The sequence below is a fragment of the Streptomyces sp. NPDC090445 genome, from assembly GCF_044769385.1.
In the GTDB taxonomy this organism is placed as follows: domain Bacteria; phylum Actinomycetota; class Actinomycetes; order Streptomycetales; family Streptomycetaceae; genus Streptomyces.
Genome location: NZ_JBIVXV010000044.1, coordinates 25589 through 45313 on the forward strand (window position 1 = coordinate 25589; position 19725 = coordinate 45313).

Genomic DNA, 19725 nt, shown 5'->3' on the forward strand with positions numbered 1-19725 from the left:
CTCGATGACGCGCTCGTCGCCGCGATCGAGGGCACAGCGGCAGGCCGGACCCTTGCGCGGAGCGTTGCGGGGCCAAGCCGTACGCCTCAGTGACGACGAAGGCGGTCGCGGAGGCGCAGGGGGGTGGACGGTTTGGGAGGCGGAGCCGGACCGTTGGACGGGGCGCCGGTCGAGCCCGGAGCGGGGATGCCCAGGGTCAGGACCAGTTGCTCGCGCTGGGCCGGACTGAGCCTCTCCGGGTTGCTCTCCAGGGCGTACACGGCGAGGTCCCGCAGGCCGGCGCGCAGCAGCGCGAGTACGAAATCCCGGTACAGCTCCGAGAACATCCAGGACGCGCTGCGGACAACGGCCCGGGCGCCCGCGGTGAGGCCCCGGGCCTCCATGCGGCCGATCAGGTTGACGATTTCCACCCTCGGCTCGTGCCGCGTGGCGTCGGCGAGGACCTCCTCGACACGTTCCGTCAGACCTGCTTCGCACAGGGATCCGATCGCCGCGACCCGCTCGTCGATCGTCCGGCCGCGCGGGCCCACGAGGGCCACGATCACCTCGGTCCGCACCTCCGCCACCCGGCGGTCGGACGCCTGCAGCAACGCCCGCAGGACTACGCGGTCGAGCAGGAGCGAGCCTGCGCCGTCGAGGTGCTCCAGCCTCTGCGCCGCCCGGTCCGGAGCGTTGCGCACCAGGTGACGCAGGAGCAGGCCGGCGACGTCGTCCGCGCCCTCCGCGCGCAGCAGACGCAATGCATCGTCGAATTGCGCGTCCGACAGCCCGAGCAGCGGGTCCAGCAGATCCTCGACAGATCGGCGCGCCACATGCAGGAGGCGTATCAGCCGGGCACGGGGCGCGAGGGCGTCCGGCAGGGCGCCCCGTACCCGCGCGCGGTCCCGTACCGCACCCTGGTCGTCGAGGATCCCGAACAGCTCGGCGACATCCTCGACCGGTCGCCCGGCGGCGTCCAGGAGCAGCCGGCGGGCGTCCAGCGGGCGGCCCATCGTACGCAGCGCCGCGACCAGAACGGGGGTGTCCGCCACCGGCCTGTGCAGCGCCGCCTGTGCGAACAGCTGCAGTACGGCCTCGTCGTGGCCTTGAGCATGCAGTACGTCCGCCAGCACGATGACGCCGTCGGTGGCCAAGCGCCCGGCGGACCAGGCCAGCGTCCCCCCGGCTCGGTCCCCCATGCCGGCGGCCCAGAGGGCGTCGCACAGATCGGCGATGTCCTGGATCGTCGAGACCGTTTTCGCCGCGGCTGTCAGAAGCCGGTCCGCGTCGGCCGGACGGCCTGCCTCGTCCGCCAAGCGCAGGACCCGGACCAGGTTGGAGGGCGCCTGGACGACGTCCTCGAACACCCGGACGTACAAGGCGAGGGCCTCCTCCACACGGCCGATCGAGCTCAACGCTTCCGCGAGCCGGGCCGTTTCGTGCGATGAGGAGACCGAAGGGGCCCGCAGGACTTGGTCGGCGCAGTCGTCCAGCTGAGCGGACCACAGCGCCCCGGCCAGGTCGAGGACCGCCTCGGTGGTCCCGAGCTCAGCGACCGCCGCCGCAAGCAGTGCCTCCGCATCGGCTACCGCCGTCGTACCGCCTCCGTCTGTGCGCAGCGAACGGATGGTGGCTGCAACGTCCTGGGGCGGACGGTGCTTCGCAACCGTCCGCAGCAACATGTCCGCGGACCCGTCGTCGTCCATCGCGCGCAGGGCATGGATGCACGCGGCGAGGTCGGCGGGCGCACGCTGCGACGCGGCGGCGGCCAGCACGAAGTCCGCCTCGTCCGTCCGCATCTGCCCGCGCAGCAGGCACACCAATGCCGCCGCCTCCTGGGCGGGGCGCGTCGTGGCGGCGAGCGTGAGCAGTTCCGCCGCCCCGGCAGGGTCGGTCGTCCGCCACCGGGACGCGTGCTCCGCGATCAACCGCGGCTGGGCCCGTAGCGCGTCCCGCAGCCGCTCGGGAACCGCTCTCGCGGGGGCAGCCGGCGCGGCGAGGGCGACCGGGTTGCGCGTCCCGTAGCGGTTCCGGGCGAAGACCAGGGTGTGCCCGGTGCCGCCCAGCCGCTGCTGCGGGAGCGGGAAGTCGTCGGAGCGCAAGTCGTCGAGCAGGTGGTCGTAGAGCTCCGGAGCGGTGATCAGCGGTCCGCCGCGGGGCAGCCCCTGGTCCAGCAGGCGGATCAGCGCGCCCGTGAAGGCGGTGTGGGGCTTGCCCGGGGGCGACAGCGCCATGGAGTTGGCGGAGGTCGCGGTGAGCAGGTACGTGCCGGCGATACGTGCCTGCTCGGTCAGCGTCACCGAACCGCTCATCCCGCCGATCAACGCCTGGCCGCTGTAACAGCAGTCCAGGATCACCATCCGGTTGACCCTCCGGCCCGCGTTGAGCACCTCCCGGCGGACGCCCCGGTAGTCGAGCCACGAGTAGGGGCGATCGGTGTCGGAGGTGGGCAGGGCGAGCAGCAGTCCGTCGCCGTCGGGGCCCGGCAGGCCGTGTCCGGCGTAGTAGACGAGGAGGGAGTCGGTGGCCCGCTGCGCCGCCTCGTGCACGGCGTCGAGGACGACCTCGTGCGAGGACGGGTCCGTGATCGGGATGCAATGCCCCGGGGGAAGGCCCCAGACGGTCGGGTCCATCAGGAGCCGTCCGAGGTCCCGGACGTTCCCGGCAACCGCGGGGAGGTCCTCAAGGGTTGGGGAGTCGTACCGTGACGAGCCTACGAGGACGGCGTACGAGCCGTTCGGGTCGGCCAGCTCCACGGCTACTCGGCTCCTGGCGGCGGCCCGTCCGGCACGTCACATGCGTCGGGTGCGCCACGTCCGCCGGGTACACCGTGCCCGTCAGGCAAGGGCGCTGCGGGTGGGGGTACGGACACCGGATCGGGGGTCAGGGCCTGTACGAGCCGCTGCACCGTCTCCTCCGAGCCGTCCTCCACCGTCACCGACAGTCCGTCGGACGCCCTGGTGAAGGTGACGGCGGCACGGCTGCGGCGCGCCCTGCGCCATCCCGCGTAGGCGAGGGCCAGGTTGCCGAGGGCCACGGACTGGGTGAGTACGACGTTGATGACGTCAAGCCCGCCGCTCATCGAGCCCGGTGCGCGTCGCGCAGCGAGCCGGAGCTCGCCGGGCGGCTCGTCCTCGCTCCGTAACCAGCGGAAGAAGTCCCGTACTGCGGCACTCTCCTCGGGGTCGGCCACCCCGATGATCAGCTCCATCCTCCGTGCCCCCGTATCCCCTGCCCTCGTGGGCCTCGTTACCCGTGGGGCGCAGCAGCATGCGCTGCGCATGCCAGAGCGTGACACACATCGGCCGGCGGAGGGGAGGGTTCGGTACAAGGCCGCCCGATGGCAGGGACCACGCAAGGCCCGCGGGGCGGACCCGGCAACCGACTCAAGGACCACCTCGCCGCGGGCGGGCGCGAGACCCCAGCCTGAGATCTGCAGCTGGGCTCAAGAACTCATCGGATGATGCAGATGTGTCGCACGGTGCCGGTCCTCGCCCCCGGCGCCGAGGACACCGTCCGGGCGGTGGAAGCCGTCCGGGCGGTGGAAGCCGTCGGGCGGGCCGGGCGTGCTCTGGCTCTGCCACCGCTGCCCGGCGCCCGGCCGATCACGGAACTGGCCGGGCGGCGGCTCACCGGCTGGGCGACCCTTGCACCCGCACGGCCCGGACCGGCGCTGGCATGCTGCTGTGTACCTGCGGGGATGCCGGTCCAGGGCCCTGCCACCTGCCGTCGGTTGTCGGGCGATCGGCGAGCGCGTTGAACGAGCGTGCCGCTTGCTGCGTGTACTGGTCGAATGGCATGGGCGGGAACAAGAGGAAGGACGGGCGCCGGGGTGGGTGACGATACTCAGACGTGGCATGGATGGGCGGCATGCCGCAATGCAGACCCAGACGACTTGTTCGGTGACGGGGTGGCCCAGAGCACTGCGAAAGCCGTGTGCACCGACTGCGTGGTGAGGCTTGAGTGCCTTGCCCAAGCCTTGGACAACCGGATTGAGCACGGGGTCTGGGGCGGTATGACCGAGCGGGAGCGGCGCGCTCTCTTGCGACGCCGGCCCCTGGTGACGTCTTGGCGGCGCCTACTGGAGATCGCGCGCACCGAGCACCGGCAGCAGGCTCAGGCGCGCCTCCACGCGAAGGCTCAGACTGCCTGACTGCCTGACTGCCGACCTCGGCGGCAAGGCGTGCTTTCGTTGCAGGGTGCCCTTCGGGCGGTCAGCCGCGGGGCGCGCGGAGGGACAACGCGCCTGCCGCAGGAGTAGTGCATCGCAGGCCACCAAGAGCAGGAGCAGTTCGATCGGACCGACGCCAGGGGAGGCTGCAGGGCGGGTGTCGGCCAGAGGCCGTGCAGCGGACAGGTGGCGCCGTCGGTGAGGGCCGCCCGACAGGTCGCCGGCTCGCCGCCCCAGCCGGTGATCAACGTCTTGATCTCCGGCTCGGTCGGAGGGATGCGCAAAGCCTCTGCCGAGACCGGATCACGGAACTCACGGATGTCGCACAGGCGTCAGCTGTCGCAGCTCCGTATGCCCCGGTGTCGGAGGGCGCTGGCACCATCGGTGTCATGACCTTCATCCGTACCACCCCGCCGCGGCCGGTTGACGTCACCGCGGTCTTCCCCCAACTGGCCCCGCTGGCCCGCCCGGCGACCCGGCTGCACCCCCGCCGCGGGGCTCCTACACCGCATGACAGCTCGATCGGCGGGCCACTGCTGTGGCCCGCCGACGAGCCGTGGCCGCACTGCGACGCCCCGCACGAGGGGGGTGGCCACTTGCTGGCCGCGGTGCGGGTGGAGCAGCGAGTGCGGGCGAGAGCGGCGGCGCACCCGGACGGTGTTTCCTCGTCCACGCCGGAGGAGAGGGCGCTCTTGGAGGAGATCGACTGGGACCAAGAGCGGCCCGATGGTCCGGTCCCCCTGCTGCCCGTGGCCCAGTTGTACGTGCGTGACGTCCCCGTGCTGCGCCCGCCCGGCCAGGCCGATCTGCTTCAGGTGCTGTGGTGTCCCTTCGACCACCCGGATCTGTACATGCCCAGGACCGCCGTGGTCTGGCGGTCCGCGGACGCCGTCACCGACATCCTCACCTCACCCCCGGAACCGTTCGATGTGGAGTACGAGGAATACGTGCCTGAGCCGTGCGTGCTCGCGCCGGAGCAGATCACCGAGTACCCCAACTCCCTTGAACTGAGCAAGGAGCTGCGAGAGCAGCTGGACGACTGGAGCAGGTGGCAGGCTGCCGACGCCGGTGTGGACAGCTCCTACGCTCCCTACCCGGAGTCGTACTACCACAGCAATCTGTCCGTCGCCCCCGGCTGGAAGGCCGGCGGCTGGCCCCAGTGGGGCTACACCGACCCCAGCCCGCGGCAGTGCCCCGCCTGCGACACCGCGATGGACGCTCTGCTGACCATCGCCACGTTCGAATCGGACGGCAACGACCGCAGCTGGATCCCGTACGAAGACCAGGCCGCCGCGTCCTCAACCGACGACCACGACGACATATGCCGACCGACCCGTGTTCAGATCGGCAGCGGCTACAAACAGCAGCTGTACGTCTGCCCGGCGGCACCGGAGCATCCCCACATCGAGTTCATGCAGTAGCCGGGTGCCCGGCTGTCGACTGGGCCGAGACACCGGTCACGTAAGGCCTCCCGGGGCACCGCCCCGGGAGGCCACGGCAAGCCACCCCCCTCACAGGGGCGGTGTCCTGCTCGGTGAACCGCATTGCTTCGGCGGGGTGGCGCTTGCGGTCAAGAGGTCAGGGCTGCCCCCGCGGCCGCATCGGCGGTTACGGGCAGGGACAGGACCATGGTCAGGCCTCCGCCGGGGGTCTCCTCGGGTGTGAGCGTGCCGTCCATCGCCTCGGTGAGTCCCCGGGCCAGGGCCAGGCCGAGGCCGAGTCCGGCGGTGTTGTCCCGGTCGCCGAGGCGCTGGAAGGGCTCGAAGGCTCGCTCGCGGTCGTCGATGGCGATCCCGGGGCCCCGGTCGGCGATCCTGACTTCGACCCGTCCGGCCAAGGCGCTCGCCGTCACCAGCACCGGACGGTCGGCGGGGGCGTGGCGGACCGCGTTGCCGACCAGGTTCGCCAGTACGCGTTCGAGCAGGGGCGGATCGGCTCGCAGAGCCGGTACCGTCTCCAGGTTCTGTACGTGGACGGCGGGCCTGCCCGCGGAGAGCAGTCCCAGTGACTCCAGAGCGGCCGGCAGGACTTCCTCAAGGGTCGTGGCCCGCAGTTCGAGGGTGAGGGCGCCGGCCTGCAGACGGCTGAGCTCGAGCAGGTTCTCCACCAGGCGGTTCAGCCGGTTCAGGGACATCTCGGCGGATTCGAGCAGCTCCGCCCGGTCCTCCTCGGAGAAGTCCACGTCCGGGGTGCGCAGCGAGCTGACCGCGGCCAGCGCCCCCGCCAACGGGGTCCGCAGGTCGTGGCTTACGGCGCGCAGCAGGGCGGTGCGGAGGCGGTCGGCGGCCTTGATGGGTTCGACTTCGGCGGCGGCCTCGGCCAGGCGGGCCCGCTCGACCGCGGCGCCGACGTGTGCGGCGAAGGCGGCCAGCACACGGCGCTCGGAGGAGGGCAGAGTACGGCCACGCAGGACGAGGAAGGCCCCGGATCCGGCAGCGACCACCACGGCGGGGTCGGCATCCGTCCGCGTGCGGCGTCGGCCGTTCGTTCCGGCACCGGGGTCCGGGGGCTCCGAAGCCAGATCGACGGTGTTCATGCCGAAGGTCTCCCGGGTGCGTTCCAGCAGCGCCGGGATCGTCTGGTCGCCGCGGACGATGCTGCCGGCCAGGGAGGACATCGTCTCCGCCTCGGCAGTGGCCCGCGCGGCGCGGCGGGAGAGCCGCAGGGACCGGTCCGCCGCGGCGGCCACGGTGGCGGCGACGGCGGCGAAGACCACCAGCGCCAGCACGCTGTCCGGGTCGTTCATGGTGAACTCGCCCATGGGCGGCATGAACCAGTAGTTGAGGAGCAGTGCGGTGGTCAGTGCCGCGATGAGGGCGGAGGCCACTCCGCCGATGCAGGCCACTCCGACGACGGCCACCAGGAAGAGCAGCGCTTCGCTGGTGAGGTTGAATGTGCCGCGTATCCGGTCGAGGGCGAAGGTGAGCAGCACCGGGAGCACCACACCGGCCACGGGCCCGGCGATGAGCCGGGAGGTGGGGAGCGTGCGGCGGCGGGACGGCAGCAGCCTGCCGTGGCCCGCCCGCTCGTGCGTGACCATGTGGACGTCGATGTCCTCGGACAGCGCCACCACGGTCTCGCCGATTCCCCGGCCGGTGAGGAAACGTTCCAGCCTGCGGCGCCGACTCGTACCGAGGACGAGCTGGGTGGCGTTCTCCGCCATGGCGAAGTCCACCAGGGCGGTCGGGACTTCGTCGCCGACGACGGAGTGGTAGCTGCCGCCCAGGTCCTCGACGAGGGCCCGTTGCGCGGCGAGCGCAGCGTGCGAGAACCCGGCGGCAAGACCGTCGCTGCGTGCAATGTGCACGGCGAGGAGCTCGCCGCCGGCGGACCGGCCGGCGATGCGGGCGGCACGGCGGATCAGGGTCTCGCCCTCCGGGCCGCCCGTGAGCGCCACCACCACCCGTTCCCGGGTCTCCCAGACATCCCCGATGCCGTGCTCGATGCGGTACTTGTGCAGGGCCTCGTCCACCCGCCCGGCCAGCCACAGCAGGGCCAGTTCCCGCAGCGCGATGAGATTGCCGGGGCGGAAACAGTGGGCGAGGGAGGCGTCGATCCGCTCCGGGGGATAGATGTTGCCGTGGGCCATCCGGCGGCGAAGTCCCTCAGGGGGTATGTCGACCAGTTCGATTTCGTCGGCGCGGCGTACGAACTCATCGGGCACCGTCTCGCGCTGCGGTACTCCGGTGATCTTCTCGACGACGTCGCTCAGCGACTCCAGGTGCTGGATGTTGAGCGTGGTGACGACGTCGATCCCGGCGGCCAGGATGTCCTCGACGTCCTGCCAGCGCTTCGGGTGTCGGCCGCCGCCCGGGGCGTTGGTGTGGGGGAGCTCGTCGATCAGCACCACCTGCGGACGCCTGGACAGCAGTGCTTCGCGGTCCAACTCCCCGTACCGGCCTCCCCGGTAGTCGACGTCGGCCAGGGGGAGCACCTCCAGGCCGTGGAGCCTCGCCTCGGTGTGCCGACGCCGGTGGCACTCCACGAAACCGGCCACCACATCCGCGCCACGGGCCACCCTGCGGTGCGCCTCGTCGAGCATCCGGTACGTTTTGCCGACGCCGGGAGCCGCGCCCAGGAAGACCTTGAGCCTCCCGGGCCGGAGGACCGGCTCCGCCGCCGCTTCCAGCCCTGCCTCGTCCACGGTCGCCATGCTCAGAACTTCTCGGGGAAGAGGTACGCCAGGATCAGGTACCCGATCAAGCAGACCGCAATGACGATGCCGACGATGTTCTCCGTGCTCACCCGCACCCGACTCCTCCACGCGTCCTCAACCTCATCAGCGAACAGCAGCGAAGCCGCGAGGGAAACGCCCCTGATGCACTCCTAACGGCTCTGAGGCGGGACTTTGACGGTCCATTGACGGCCGTTGCATCGATAGAGTGAAGGCGGTGTGCCGGGAAGCCTGGTCGGCGCGAACTGCGCCTGGTATGGAAGCCGGTCAGCGTCCTCGCCGTCGGCCTGGCCCTGGCCTCGGCGGCCGCCGTGGGCGTGGTCGCGCCGCTGGTCACGCCGCTGACCCGGCAGATGGCCCTGATCCTGGGGGCCGTCCAGGTCCTGGTCCAGGCCGAGAGCCTCTTCAACGACGCCACTTCGCTGGTGCTCTTCCGCGTCGCGGTCGTTGTCGCAGTAGCCTCCACCGGGGTGTCCCGGCAGGCGGCGGGTACCGGATTCGCGCTGCTTGCCGGGGGCGGCACCCTCATCGGAGGCGTCGTCGCGGGCGCGGTGGCGCTGATCCGTCGCAGGACGGAGGACCCGGTACTGGAGACCGTCATCGCCCTGGTGCCGTCGTCCAGCGCAATGCGGGCGCATGCCCGTCCTGGCGCGTCCCGGCCGTGCTGACGTGGGCGGGCACGCGCGGAGTCGTCCCACTGGCCGCAGCCCTGCCCATCCCGGTCGCCGCGGACGACGGAAGCCTCTTGGACCAGCGGCCACTCGTACGCGTACTGACAGATGCCGCAGTGGACGGAGACGGCAAGCGCCGGTGGAGGCGGCCGCCCGCTCTACGGGCGGGGGCGGGCGGCCGCGGATCGGGCGGTGCGTCAGAGCACCGGCAGGTGAGCAGCGCGCGAGGCCGCAATGGAAGTGGGGCGGCCCTTCGGAGGCCGCCCACGGGGCGGGTTGACGGTCAGCAGTTGGGCTTGCTGCCGTGGTTGGAGCCCTTCTTGCGGCGGGCCTTCTTCTTGCGTGCGCGCTTGGACATGTCCGTGGATCCCTTCAGGCGGTGTGGCCGACAAGGAGGTCGGCGAGCTTGTTGAGGCGCTTGATGGTGCGGTCCTCGGTGGCGGCAGGGGCCGGGGCGACGCGCTCGGAGCGGTCGTGGTACGCACCGTTGACGATCTCCGTGGCCGGGTCGCAGAGCCGTACGACGTGCCGGGCGCCTTCGGCGGCAGGGGCGCCCTCGTGGCCGTACAGCGGGAGGAGGCCGGTCTCGCACACGCCGGGGTCGACGGAGACGGCGGTGACGCGCGGGTCGGCGGCGAAGACGGTCAGCGCGAGCTGGGACTGGGCGTACGCGGCGAGGCGGGAATAGCGCCGCACACGCTGCGGGTCGTTCCACTGGATGGCGCCGGAGCGGTGGAGCGCTGAGGAGACGTTGACGACGCGCCCGCCGGGGTCGCTGGTGAGGGCGGGCTCCAGGAGGTTGGTGAGGAGGTAGTGGGCCAGGAAGTTGACCTGGAAGGAGATCTCGTTGCCGTCGGCGGTCAGGGTGTGGCGTTCCGGCGCCGCGATGGCCGCGTTGTTGACGAGTACGTCCAGGCGCGGGTGGTCGCTTACGACGGCGTGGGCCAGGCTCTCGACCTCCTCCAGGCGGACGAAGTCGGCGGCGAGCGGCCGGAGAAGGGCCCCGGCCATACCGGCGGTGGCGATGAGCCGGTCGGTGGCGGCCTGGGCCTCCTCGGGCGTGCGGCCGTGCAGGAGGACGGTGGCGCCGCGCGCGGCGAGCTGCCGGGCGGTCTCATAGCCGATGCCGGAGGTGGCCCCGGTGACGAGGACGGTACGGCCTGACAGAGATGACGACATGGTGGATCCCTGGAAACAGGCATGGCTGACGTGCCCGGCGCCCCGCCGCGAGGCGGGCGTGAGCCGGGGCTCAGGTCATGCGGTGAAGGTGAGGGTCAGGATGCGTACGGAGCCTCGGGCAGCACCCTTCAGGGGGCTGGCGGCAGCAGGTACGCGGAGGACGCGCGGCCGAAATCAGAGGGCCGCGCGGACAGCGGGCGCCGTCGGCCGCACCTGATTCGGTGGCCGATCGTGGTGGCGCGGACCGCTGTTCATGGCGCAATCCCAGCGCATCGGGGACATCGAGGCAAGCGCCCGGCGGCTCCTTGACAGCCTTCTGACGCACGCCCATCAGGGCGGCGTAAAAGATCGACTTCTGCGCGGAAGGAACCCGTCAAGGAGTGATGCGAGGGCCATCGGCCGGGCGCAGACTGGTGTGGCGACGGAGCCGGACGACGGACCGGCGGCACGCGGCTGGTGGGCGGTGACCTGAACACCGAAGAAGCGCATGGTCCCACCGTGGGGGTACGGACCTGCGCGACCGCGTGTCGGTCACCCGTCGCACAACACATGAGCCGTCCGGCTTTCCGGTGTGGGGGTACCGGTGCCGGACGGCTCGCGTGTTCCGGTGGGACCTTTCCTCGATGTCAGGTGACCGCAGACGTCGGGAGCTCCGGGGACACCGGAGGGCCGTCACCTGCTATGGGGAGGGTGAGGACCATGGTGAGGCCACCGCCCGGAGTGTCCTCCGCCGTGAGGGTGCCTCCGATGGACTCGGTGAAGCCGCGGGCGACGGCGAGTCCGAGGCCGACGCCGGCGCCGCGCGGGGCGTCACCGTGGCGCTGGAAGGGCTCGAATATGCGGTCCTTGGCCTCATCCGGGACACCGGGGCCCCGGTCGACGACCCGGAGCTCGACGCGGCTCCCCAGGGCGCTGGCGGAGACGTTGACGGGCTGGCCGTGAGGGCTGTACTTGACGGCGTTCTCGACGATGTTGGCGACGGCCCGCTCCAGCAGGCCCCGGTCGACGGCGACCATCGGCAGCGTCTCGGGGATGTCCAGGTCCACGCTGTCCTCCGGTACGCCCCCCAGAGCCATGGGGACGACCTCGTCGAGGTCGGTCTCACGAATGAGCGGGACGACGGTGCCGGTGTTGAGGCGGGACATGTCGAGGAGGTTGCCGATCAGCGCGGCGAGGCGGTCGGCGCCGTCCTCGATGCCTTCGAGCAGTTCGGCCTTGTCGTCCTCGGACCATTCGACGTCGTCGGAGCGCAGGGAGGTGACGGAGGCCTTGATGCCGGCGAGCGGAGTGCGCAGGTCGTGGCTGACCGCGGCGAGCAAGGCTGTTCGGATGCGGTTGGCCTCGGCGAGTTCACGTGACTTCTCCGCCTCGTCAACGAGGCGCTGTCGGTCGAGTACGACGGCTGCCTGAGCCGCGAAGGCGCCGAGGACACGGCGGTCCTCGGCGGGCAGGACCCGGCCGGTGAGGGCGAGCGCCATGTTGTCGCCGATGGGCAGGTCCACGTCCGCGTCCTCGGGGCGGACGACCGTGCCGGTGCCGACGGATGCCGCTGTGGTCCAGGGGTCGACCTCGCTGGTGCGTTCCAGAAGGACCACCGACTGCATGGCGAAGGTTTCGCGCAGCCGCTCCAGGAGGGCGTCGAGGGAGTCCTCGCCGCGCAGGACGCTGCCGGCGAGGAAGGAGAGGATCTCGGACTCGGCCCGCAGGCGGGAGGCCTGGTGGGTGCGCCGCGCGGCGAGGTCGACCACGGAGGCCACCGACACCGCCACGCCGACGAAGATCGCGATGGCGACGATGTTCTTCGGGTCGGAGACCGTGAACTCGTGCAGCGGCGGGGTGAAGTAGTAGTTCAGCAGCAAGGACCCGAACGCTGCCGAGGCGAGCGCGGGGAGCAGCCCGCCGAGCAGAGCCGCCGCCACCGTGAACGTGAGGAAGAGCAGCATGTCGTTCGCGAGGCCGAGGTCGGGGACCAGCTGGTTCAGCAGGACGGTGAGCAGCACGGGGCCGCCGATGCCGGCCAGCCAGCCCCAGATGAGGCGGGACCGGCCGAGGCGCGCGCCGCGGGCAACGGGCAGGCCGCGGCCCTTGGCGGCCTCGTCGTGGGTGACGATGTGGACATCGAGGTCCGGGCCTGATTCGCGGGCCACGGTGGCGCTGACGCCGGGGCTGAAGGCGTACTGCCAGGAGCGGCGGCGGCTGACGCCGAGCACGATCTGGGTGGCGTTGCAGCCGCGGGCGAACTCCAGCAGGGCGTCGGAGATGTCGTCGCCTATGACGTGGTGGAAGGTGCCGCCGAGGTCCTCGACCAGGGTGCGCTGGACGGCCAGTTCCTTGGGCGAGGCGGAGGACAGGCCGTCGCTGGCGGCGATGTAGACGGCGAGGACCTCGCCTCCGGCACCCTTCTCCGCCAGGCGGGCGGCGCGACGGATGAGCGTACGGCCCTCGGGGCCGCCGGTGAGGCCCACGACGATGCGTTCGCGGGCCTGCCACGTGGAGCGGATGTTGTGCTCGCCCCGGTACTCCTGGAGGTACTCGTCGACCCGGTCGGCCACCCACAGCAGCGCCAGCTCGCGCAGCGCGGTCAGGTTCCCGGGCCGGAAGTAGTTCGAGAGGGCCGCGTCGACCTTGTCGGGCTTGTAGACGTTGCCGTGGGCCATGCGCCGCCGCAGCGCCTGCGGGGACATGTCCACCAGCTCGATCTGATCGGCCCGCCTCACCACCTCGTCGGGGACCGTCTCGCGCTGCCGGACCCCGGTGATCGTCTCGACCACGTCGCCCAGCGATTCCAGGTGCTGGATGTTCACGGTGGAGACGACGTCGATGCCGGCCTGGAGTAGCTCCTCGACGTCCTGCCACCGCTTGGCGTTGCGCGAGCCGGGAACGTTGGTGTGGGCGAGCTCGTCCACCAGGGCGACGGCGGGCCGCCGCGCGAGGATCGCGTCCACGTCCATCTCGGTGAAGGTGGAACCGCGGTACTCCAGTTCGCACCGCTCGATGAGTTCGAGGCCGTGCAGCATCACCTCGGTCCGCGGACGGCTGTGGTGCTCGACGAAGCCGACGACGCAGTCGGTGCCCCGCTCGACCCGGCGGTGCGCCTCGGAGAGCATCGCGTACGTCTTGCCGACGCCCGGTGCCGCACCGAGGTAGATGCGGAGCTTGCCGCGTCCCATGTTCAGGCTCTTCTTCTCTGTTGACGGTGATCAGGGTGATCAGGGTGATCAGGGTGATCAGGGTTCGAAGCGGTATCCCATACCCGGTTCGGTGATCAGGTACCGGGGGTGCGAGGGGTCCGGTTCCAGTTTGCGCCGGAGCTGGGCCATGTAGACGCGCAGGTAGTTGGTGTTCTCCGAGTAGCTCGGGCCCCAGACCTCCAGCAGCAGCCGGCTCTGGGTGATCAGCCGGCCCGGATGGGTGATGAGGATCTCCAGCAGGTGCCACTCGGTCGGGGTCAGCCGTACCGTGCGCTCGCCCCGGCGCACCTTCTTCGCGACCAGGTCGATGGTGAACTCGTCGGTCGTGACGAGGGCGACCTTGTCGGCCTGGGAGGCGGCAGTCGGATCCTGCCTGCGGGCGGCCGCCCGCAGGCGCGCCAGGAGCTCGTCCATGCTGAACGGTTTCGTCACGTAGTCGTCCGCGCCGGCATCCAGCGCCCGGATCTTGTCCTCCGAGGTGTGACGCGCGGAGAGGACCAGGATGGGGACCCGGCTCCAGTCGCGGACGCCCTTGATGACGTCGATGCCGTCCATGTCGGGCAGCCCGAGGTCGAGCACTATGACGTCCGGCCTGCGCGCGGCGGCGAGCCGCAGGGCCGAGCCTCCGTCGGAGGCCTCCTCGACCTCGAATTTGCGCGCCTGTAGATTGATCTTCAGCGCGCGGACGAGCTGGGGATCGTCCTCCACCACCAGCACCCGGGTCATCGCTGTGCAGCCTTTCCTTCGTTGCGGGGCACGGTAAGGAGCCGGCAGGGCGCGAGCATTCCGCGCCCTGCCGGCTCCCCGTCCGTGCGATGTGGAACATCAGCTCTTGGTCAGTGCCTTGAGCGCGGTGTTGAGTTCGAGGACGTTGACGCGGGGTTCGCCCATGAAGCCGAGTGTCCGACCGGTGGTGTGGTCGGCGACGAGCTTCTCCACCTGCTTGACGTCGATCCTGTTCTGCTCGGCGACCCGGTGGATCTGCAGCTTCGCGTAGGCGGGGGAGATGTGCGGGTCCAGTCCGGAGCCGGAGGCTGTCATGGCGTCCGCCGGCACGTCCTCGGGCCTGACCGGGTGGCCGGCGGTGGAGTTGTCCGCGATGACGGCTTCCTTGGCGGCGAGGACCTGGGCGCAGAGGGTGCCTTCCTCGGCGCCCTTGGTGCACTTGCCGCCCACGGCGCCGTTGTCGGCCGAGCGGTTGGTGGCGCCGGAGAGGATCAGCGAGTACTGGGTGTTGACGCTGTTGCTGCCCAGTCCGTTGGAGGGACGCGGCTGGAACCACTTGAGGTCCGGCTTCGCCGCCTCCTCCGGATCATTGGGGTCCTTCTTCGACAGGTTGTAGGTCTGGCCGATGAGGGAGGAGCCGACGACCTGCCCGCTCTTGTCCTTGATCTCGGAGCCGTTGGCCTTGTTGTTGAAGAGCGCCTGGGCGATGCCGGTGACGGCCAGCGGGTAGACGACCCCGCAGATCACGGTCAGGACGAGCAGGGCGCGCAGGCCGGCCCCGATCAGGCGTGCCGTGCTGGCTACTGAGTTGTTCATGGTCGTCTCAGCCGATTCCGGGGATGAGGGAGATGAGCAGGTCGATGAGCTTGATGCCGATGAACGGGGCGATCAGGCCGCCGAGTCCGTAGACGCCGAGGTTGCGGCGGAGCATCCTGTCGGCGCTGGTCGGCTTGTACTGCACGCCCTTGAGGGCGAGCGGCACCAGGGCGATGATGATCAGCGCGTTGAAGATGACGGCGGACAGGATCGCGGATTCAGGCGAGGCCAGGCCCATGATGTTGAGCTTGTCCAGGCCCGGGTAGACCACCGCGAACATGGCCGGGATGATCGCGAAGTACTTCGCGACGTCGTTGGCGATGGAGAACGTCGTCAGCGCCCCCCGGGTGATCAGCAGCTGTTTGCCGATCTCGACGATCTCGATCAGCTTCGTCGGGTTGGAGTCGAGGTCGACCATGTTGCCGGCCTCCTTGGCGGCCGACGTGCCCGTGTTCATCGCGACGCCGACGTCCGCCTGGGCGAGGGCCGGGGCGTCGTTGGTGCCGTCGCCGGTCATGGCGACGAGCTTGCCGCCGGCCTGCTCCCGCTTGATGAGGGCCATCTTGTCCTCGGGGGTGGCCTCGGCGAGGAAGTCGTCGACACCCGCCTCCTCGGCGATGGCCTTGGCCGTCAGCGGGTTGTCGCCGGTGATCATGACGGTCTTGATGCCCATGCGGCGCAGCTCGTCGAACCGCTCGCGCATGCCCTCCTTGACCACGTCCTTGAGGTGGATGACACCCAGGACCCGGGCGCCCCGCCCGTCCTTGACGGCGACCAGCAGCGGCGTGCCGCCGGCCTCGGAGATGCGGTTGGCGAGGAGGTCGGCATCATCGGAGACCTCGCCGCCATGCTCCTTGACCCAGGTGATCACGGAGCCGGCCGCGCCCTTGCGGGTCTGCTTGCCGTCCACGTCCACGCCCGACATGCGGGTCTGGGCGGTGAAGGCGATCCACTCGGCGTGGGACAGCTCGCCCTGGTGGCGCTCGCGCAGCCCGTACTTCTCCTTCGCCAGGACCACGATGGAGCGGCCCTCGGGCGTCTCGTCCGCGAGAGAGGACAGCTGGGCCGCGTCCGCCAGCTCGGCCGCCGTCGTTCCCTTGACGGGGACGAACTCCGAGGCCTGGCGGTTGCCGAGGGTGATGGTGCCCGTCTTGTCGAGCAGCAGCGTGGACACGTCACCGGCGGCCTCGACGGCGCGGCCGGACATGGCCAGCACGTTGCGCTGGACCAGGCGGTCCATACCGGCGATGCCGATCGCGGACAGCAGCGCGCCGATGGTGGTCGGGATCAGGCACACCAGCAGGGCCGTCAGCACGATCATCGACTGCTCGGCGCCCGCGTGGATCGCGAACGGCTGGAGCGTGACGACCGCGAGCAGGAAGACGATCGTGAGGGACGCGAGGAGGATGTTCAGGGCGATCTCGTTCGGCGTCTTCTGCCGGGCCGCGCCCTCGACCAGGGCGATCATGCGGTCGATGAAGGTCTCGCCGGGCTTCGTCGTGATCTTGACGACGATCCGGTCCGACAGGACCTTCGTACCGCCGGTGACGGCGCTGCGGTCGCCGCCGGACTCCCGGATCACCGGGGCGGACTCGCCCGTGATCGCGGACTCGTCGACGGAGGCGACGCCCTCGACGACGTCGCCGTCGCCGGGGATGATGTCGCCGGCCTCGCAGACCACCAGGTCACCGATCTTCAGCTCGGTGCCCGGGACCTCCTCCTCGCCCTTGTCGTCTTTGGTCAGGCGGCGGGCGACGGAGTCGGTCTTGGCCTTGCGCAGGGTGTCCGCCTGCGCCTTGCCGCGGCCCTCGGCCACGGCCTCGGCCAGGTTGGCGAAGATCGTGGTCAGCCACAGCCAGGCGGTGATCGCCCAGCCGAACCAGTCCGTCGGGTCGTTGACGGCCAGCACGGTCGTGACGACCGAGCCGACGAGGACCACGAACATGACCGGCGACTTGATCATGACGCGCGGGTCGAGCTTCCTCACCGCATCGGGGAAGGACTTCAGGAGCTGCTTGGGGTCGAACAGGCCTCCGCCGACACGGCCGGCGGGCGGCTTGTGGCCGGTGGGCAGGTCCTCGTGCGGAGCACGGGTCGGAGTGGCGGTGCTCATGAGGCGAGCCCTTCGGCGAGCGGACCCAGTGCCAGGGCCGGGAAGTAGGTCAGACCGGTGACGATGAGGATCGTGCCGACGAGGAGACCGGTGTAGAGCGGCTTGTCGGTGCGGAGCGTGCCTGCCGTCTCGGGTACGGGCTTCTGCTCGGCGAGCGATCCGGCCAGCGCGAGGACGAACACCATGGGCAGGAAGCGGCCCAGCAGCATCGCGATGCCGATGGTGCTGTTGAACCACTGCGTGTCGGCGTTCAGGCCGGCGAAGGCGGAGCCGTTGTTGTTGGCGCCCGAGGTGTAGGCGTACAGGACCTCGGAGAAGCCGTGCGCGCCCGAGTTCAGCATCGAGTGCGGCGGGGTCGGCAGCGCCATGGCCGCGGCGGTGAAGCCGAGGACCAGGGCCGGGGTGATCAGGATGTAGCAGGCCGCGAACTTGATCTCGCGGGTGCCGATCTTCTTGCCCAGGTACTCGGGGGTGCGGCCGACCATGAGGCCGGCGATGAACACCGCGATGATCGCCATGACGAGCATGCCGTAGAGGCCGGAGCCGACACCGCCGGGGGCGATTTCGCCGAGCTGCATGCCCAGCAGCTGGATGCCGCCGCCGAGCCCGGTGTAGGAGGAGTGGAAGGAGTTGACCGCGCCGGTCGAGGTCAGCGTGGTGGCGACCGAGAAGATCGCGGAGGCGCCGACACCGAAACGGGTCTCCTTGCCCTCCATCGCCCCGCCCGCGATGTCGAAGGCCGGGCCGTGGTGTGCGAACTCGGTCCACATCATCAGCGCGGTGAAACCGATCCAGATGGTCGCCATCGTCGCGAGGATCGCGTACCCCTGCCGCAGACTGCCGACCATGCGGCCGAAGGTGCGGGTGAGCGCGAACGGGATGACCAGGATGAGGAAGATCTCGAAGAGGTTGGAGAACGGGGTGGGGTTCTCGAAGGGGTGGGCGGAGTTGGCGTTGAAGTAGCCGCCGCCGTTGGTGCCCAGCTCCTTGATGACCTCCTGGGAGGCCACGGCGCCGCCGTTCCACTGCTGCGAGCCGCCCATGAACTGGCCGACCTCGTGGATGCCGGCGAAGTTCTGGATGGCGCCGCAGGCGACCAGGACGATCGCGCCGAGGACGGCAATGGGAAGGAGGATCCGGACCACGCCACGGACCAGGTCGGCCCAGAAGTTGCCGAGCTCACCGGTACGGGACCGGGCGAAGCCGCGTACGAGGGCCACCGCGACGGCCATGCCCACGGCCGCCGACACGAAGTTCTGCACTGCCAGGCCGCCGGTCTGGACGACGTGGCCCATGGCCTGCTCGCCGTAGTACGACTGCCAGTTCGTGTTGGCCACGAACGACGCGGCGGTGTTGAAGGCCTGGTCGGGGTCGATGGCCTGGAAGCCGAGCGAGCCGGGCAGCACGCCCTGGGCGCGCTGGAGGGCGTAGAGGAAGAGGACGCTCACCGCGGAGAAGGCGAGGACGCCGCGCAGGTACGCGGGCCAGCGCATCTCGGCGGTCGGATTGGCGCCGATCGCCTTGTAGATCCACTTCTCCGGTTTGTAGTGCTTTTCGGAGGAGTAGACCCGGGCCATGTAGTCGCCCAGGGGGCGGTAGGCCAGCGCGAGCGCGGCCATCAGTGCGAGGAGCTGGAGCACACCAGCGAGGACGGGACTCATCGGTGGCTAGAACCTCTCCGGGTGCACAAGAGCGAGGACGAGGTAACCCAGCAGGGAGACGGCCACGGTGAGGCCGATGATGTTTTCGGCGGTCACAGCTTGGTCACCCCCCGGGCGATGAGAGCCACCAGCGCGAACACCGCGATCGTGGTGACGACGAAGGCCAGATCGGCCACCGTGAGCTCCTGGGTGAAGAGGGAGGAAATGAATCGGCCACATGGCCGATGACGAGATAACCGCGTCTTCATCCCGGCGTTAAGTCACCTTGACGAGGTCCATACGGGCGCACGGGAACTCTTAACGCCACCCATACGGGAAGCGCCGGACAACGCCCGGTCAGGCCTGGTGGGACAGGTCGGCCGTGTCCAGGGCGGAGCCGGCCTGTGCAGCCGGCGCGACGGCCACCAGGCGGTCCTGCTCCGGGGGCAGCGGGCCGGGGAGGGGATCCAGCAGGAAGCGGCCGTAGTAGTCGAAGCGGCAGCCGCGCAGCCTCAGCAGGCCGACGAGCTCCCTGCGCACGTACTCGACCACCGCCTCCGGCGAGCGGCCGCCGCTCCGGCGATCCGCGTGCCGATGGCGGCAACCGCGACCACCGCGACCACCGCGACCACCACGACCACCGCGACCACCGCGACCACCGCGACGACGAGGATCAGGGCCGCGTTCGTCGCCGATAGATCCGCACGGAAGGGCACGAGCGCGACTGCCACGAGGGAGGGGACCACGAGCGCCGCGAGCAGGACGGCAGCGTCGTGGAGTCGGTACCCGGACATGTGAGGCCTCCTGTCCGGACAGGAGGGTTTCGCATCAGAACTTCTCGGGCTTGATCAGTGCGGTCACGAGATAGCCGAGCAGGGCGAGGGCGATGAGCAGCCCGACCGCGTTCTCCGCATCCATCCCTGATCTTGCGTGGGTATCCCCGGCTTCAGCCGGGGAGGGAAACGCATCCTTGGCCCGGAGGCGCGGAGCGCCGGAGTTCGCTGCGCCTCCGGGTTGACGGTCAGACGGGCCGCTTCTGTCCTTCGATGTACTGGCGGATCACGG

At 70.5% G+C, this 19725-nt stretch carries 17 protein-coding genes and 1 pseudogene; 3 read left to right on the top strand and 15 right to left on the bottom strand.

What is annotated here, in order from left to right; genetic code table 11:
* Positions 1 to 86: 86 nt before the first annotated feature.
* Positions 87 to 2735, bottom strand: coding sequence for a caspase family protein (locus ACIQUT_RS38120; protein WP_403570057.1), 2649 nt, complete (start codon positions 2733 to 2735; stop codon positions 87 to 89).
* Between the two features lie 2 nt (positions 2736 to 2737).
* Positions 2738 to 3190 (bottom strand): hypothetical protein, encoded by a 453-nt coding sequence (locus ACIQUT_RS38125; RefSeq protein ID WP_403570059.1) that lies wholly within the window; start codon positions 3188 to 3190, stop codon positions 2738 to 2740.
* A 582-nt stretch (positions 3191 to 3772) separates the two neighbouring features.
* Between ACIQUT_RS38125 and ACIQUT_RS38130 the strand changes: the two genes are divergently transcribed.
* Together ACIQUT_RS38130 and ACIQUT_RS38135 are read left to right on the top strand one after the other, a co-directional pair.
* Complete coding sequence (locus ACIQUT_RS38130; protein ID WP_403570060.1) at positions 3773 to 4132, top strand: WhiB family transcriptional regulator; 360 nt, start codon at positions 3773 to 3775, stop codon at positions 4130 to 4132.
* Between the two features lie 407 nt (positions 4133 to 4539).
* Entirely contained in the window at positions 4540 to 5571 is a 1032-nt protein-coding gene (locus ACIQUT_RS38135) for a hypothetical protein (RefSeq protein ID WP_403570062.1), read from the top strand.
* Between the two features lie 149 nt (positions 5572 to 5720).
* Here the strand turns inward: ACIQUT_RS38135 and ACIQUT_RS38140 are convergent, their stop codons facing one another.
* Together ACIQUT_RS38140 and kdpF (ACIQUT_RS38145) are read right to left on the bottom strand one after the other, a co-directional pair.
* Positions 5721 to 8303, bottom strand: coding sequence for an ATP-binding protein (locus ACIQUT_RS38140; RefSeq protein WP_403570064.1), 2583 nt, complete (start codon positions 8301 to 8303; stop codon positions 5721 to 5723).
* A gap of 2 nt (positions 8304 to 8305) precedes the next feature.
* Entirely contained in the window at positions 8306 to 8395 is a 90-nt protein-coding gene (gene kdpF / locus ACIQUT_RS38145; protein WP_403570065.1) for a K(+)-transporting ATPase subunit F, read from the bottom strand.
* A 168-nt stretch (positions 8396 to 8563) separates the two neighbouring features.
* Here kdpF (ACIQUT_RS38145) and ACIQUT_RS38150 point away from each other — a divergent pair.
* Positions 8564 to 9114 (top strand): annotated as a pseudogene (locus tag ACIQUT_RS38150) (cation:proton antiporter); the annotation flags it as partial.
* A 253-nt stretch (positions 9115 to 9367) separates the two neighbouring features.
* Here the strand turns inward: ACIQUT_RS38150 and ACIQUT_RS38155 are convergent.
* The 11 genes from ACIQUT_RS38155 to kdpF (ACIQUT_RS38205) form a co-directional block, all read right to left on the bottom strand.
* Positions 9368 to 10174: an SDR family NAD(P)-dependent oxidoreductase gene (locus ACIQUT_RS38155; protein ID WP_403570067.1), complete on the bottom strand. Its 807-nt coding sequence runs from the start codon at positions 10172 to 10174 to the stop codon at positions 9368 to 9370.
* A 626-nt stretch (positions 10175 to 10800) separates the two neighbouring features.
* The gene (locus ACIQUT_RS38160; RefSeq protein ID WP_403570068.1) at positions 10801 to 13344 is read right to left on the bottom strand and encodes an ATP-binding protein; all 2544 of its coding nucleotides are present in this window, start codon (positions 13342 to 13344) and stop codon (positions 10801 to 10803) included.
* A 57-nt stretch (positions 13345 to 13401) separates the two neighbouring features.
* Entirely contained in the window at positions 13402 to 14091 is a 690-nt protein-coding gene (locus ACIQUT_RS38165; RefSeq protein ID WP_403570069.1) for a response regulator, read from the bottom strand.
* Between the two features lie 99 nt (positions 14092 to 14190).
* Positions 14191 to 14907: a potassium-transporting ATPase subunit C gene (locus tag ACIQUT_RS38170; protein ID WP_403570071.1), complete on the bottom strand. Its 717-nt coding sequence runs from the start codon at positions 14905 to 14907 to the stop codon at positions 14191 to 14193.
* Between the two features lie 7 nt (positions 14908 to 14914).
* Positions 14915 to 17020 (bottom strand): potassium-transporting ATPase subunit KdpB, encoded by a 2106-nt coding sequence (kdpB, locus tag ACIQUT_RS38175; RefSeq protein WP_403570072.1) that lies wholly within the window; start codon positions 17018 to 17020, stop codon positions 14915 to 14917.
* Complete coding sequence (gene kdpA, locus ACIQUT_RS38180) at positions 17017 to 18681, bottom strand: potassium-transporting ATPase subunit KdpA (RefSeq protein ID WP_403570073.1); 1665 nt, start codon at positions 18679 to 18681, stop codon at positions 17017 to 17019. The genes kdpB and kdpA overlap by 4 nt, the downstream gene beginning before the upstream one ends.
* A 6-nt stretch (positions 18682 to 18687) precedes the next feature.
* A complete protein-coding gene (gene kdpF, locus ACIQUT_RS38185; RefSeq protein WP_403570074.1) occupies positions 18688 to 18777 on the bottom strand; it encodes a K(+)-transporting ATPase subunit F in 90 nt (29 codons plus the stop codon).
* Positions 18774 to 18929, bottom strand: a complete 156-nt coding sequence (locus ACIQUT_RS38190; protein WP_403570076.1) for a hypothetical protein — start codon at positions 18927 to 18929, stop codon at positions 18774 to 18776. Before ACIQUT_RS38190 ends, kdpF (ACIQUT_RS38185) begins: the two co-directional genes overlap by 4 nt.
* A gap of 88 nt (positions 18930 to 19017) precedes the next feature.
* On the bottom strand, positions 19018 to 19200 hold the full coding sequence (locus ACIQUT_RS38195; RefSeq protein WP_403570078.1) for a hypothetical protein: 183 nt from the start codon (positions 19198 to 19200) through the stop codon (positions 19018 to 19020).
* A complete protein-coding gene (locus tag ACIQUT_RS38200) occupies positions 19173 to 19454 on the bottom strand; it encodes a hypothetical protein (protein WP_403570080.1) in 282 nt (93 codons plus the stop codon). Before ACIQUT_RS38200 ends, ACIQUT_RS38195 begins: the two co-directional genes overlap by 28 nt.
* A 34-nt stretch (positions 19455 to 19488) precedes the next feature.
* On the bottom strand, positions 19489 to 19578 hold the full coding sequence (gene kdpF / locus ACIQUT_RS38205; protein WP_403570082.1) for a K(+)-transporting ATPase subunit F: 90 nt from the start codon (positions 19576 to 19578) through the stop codon (positions 19489 to 19491).
* Positions 19579 to 19725 lie beyond the last annotated feature (147 nt).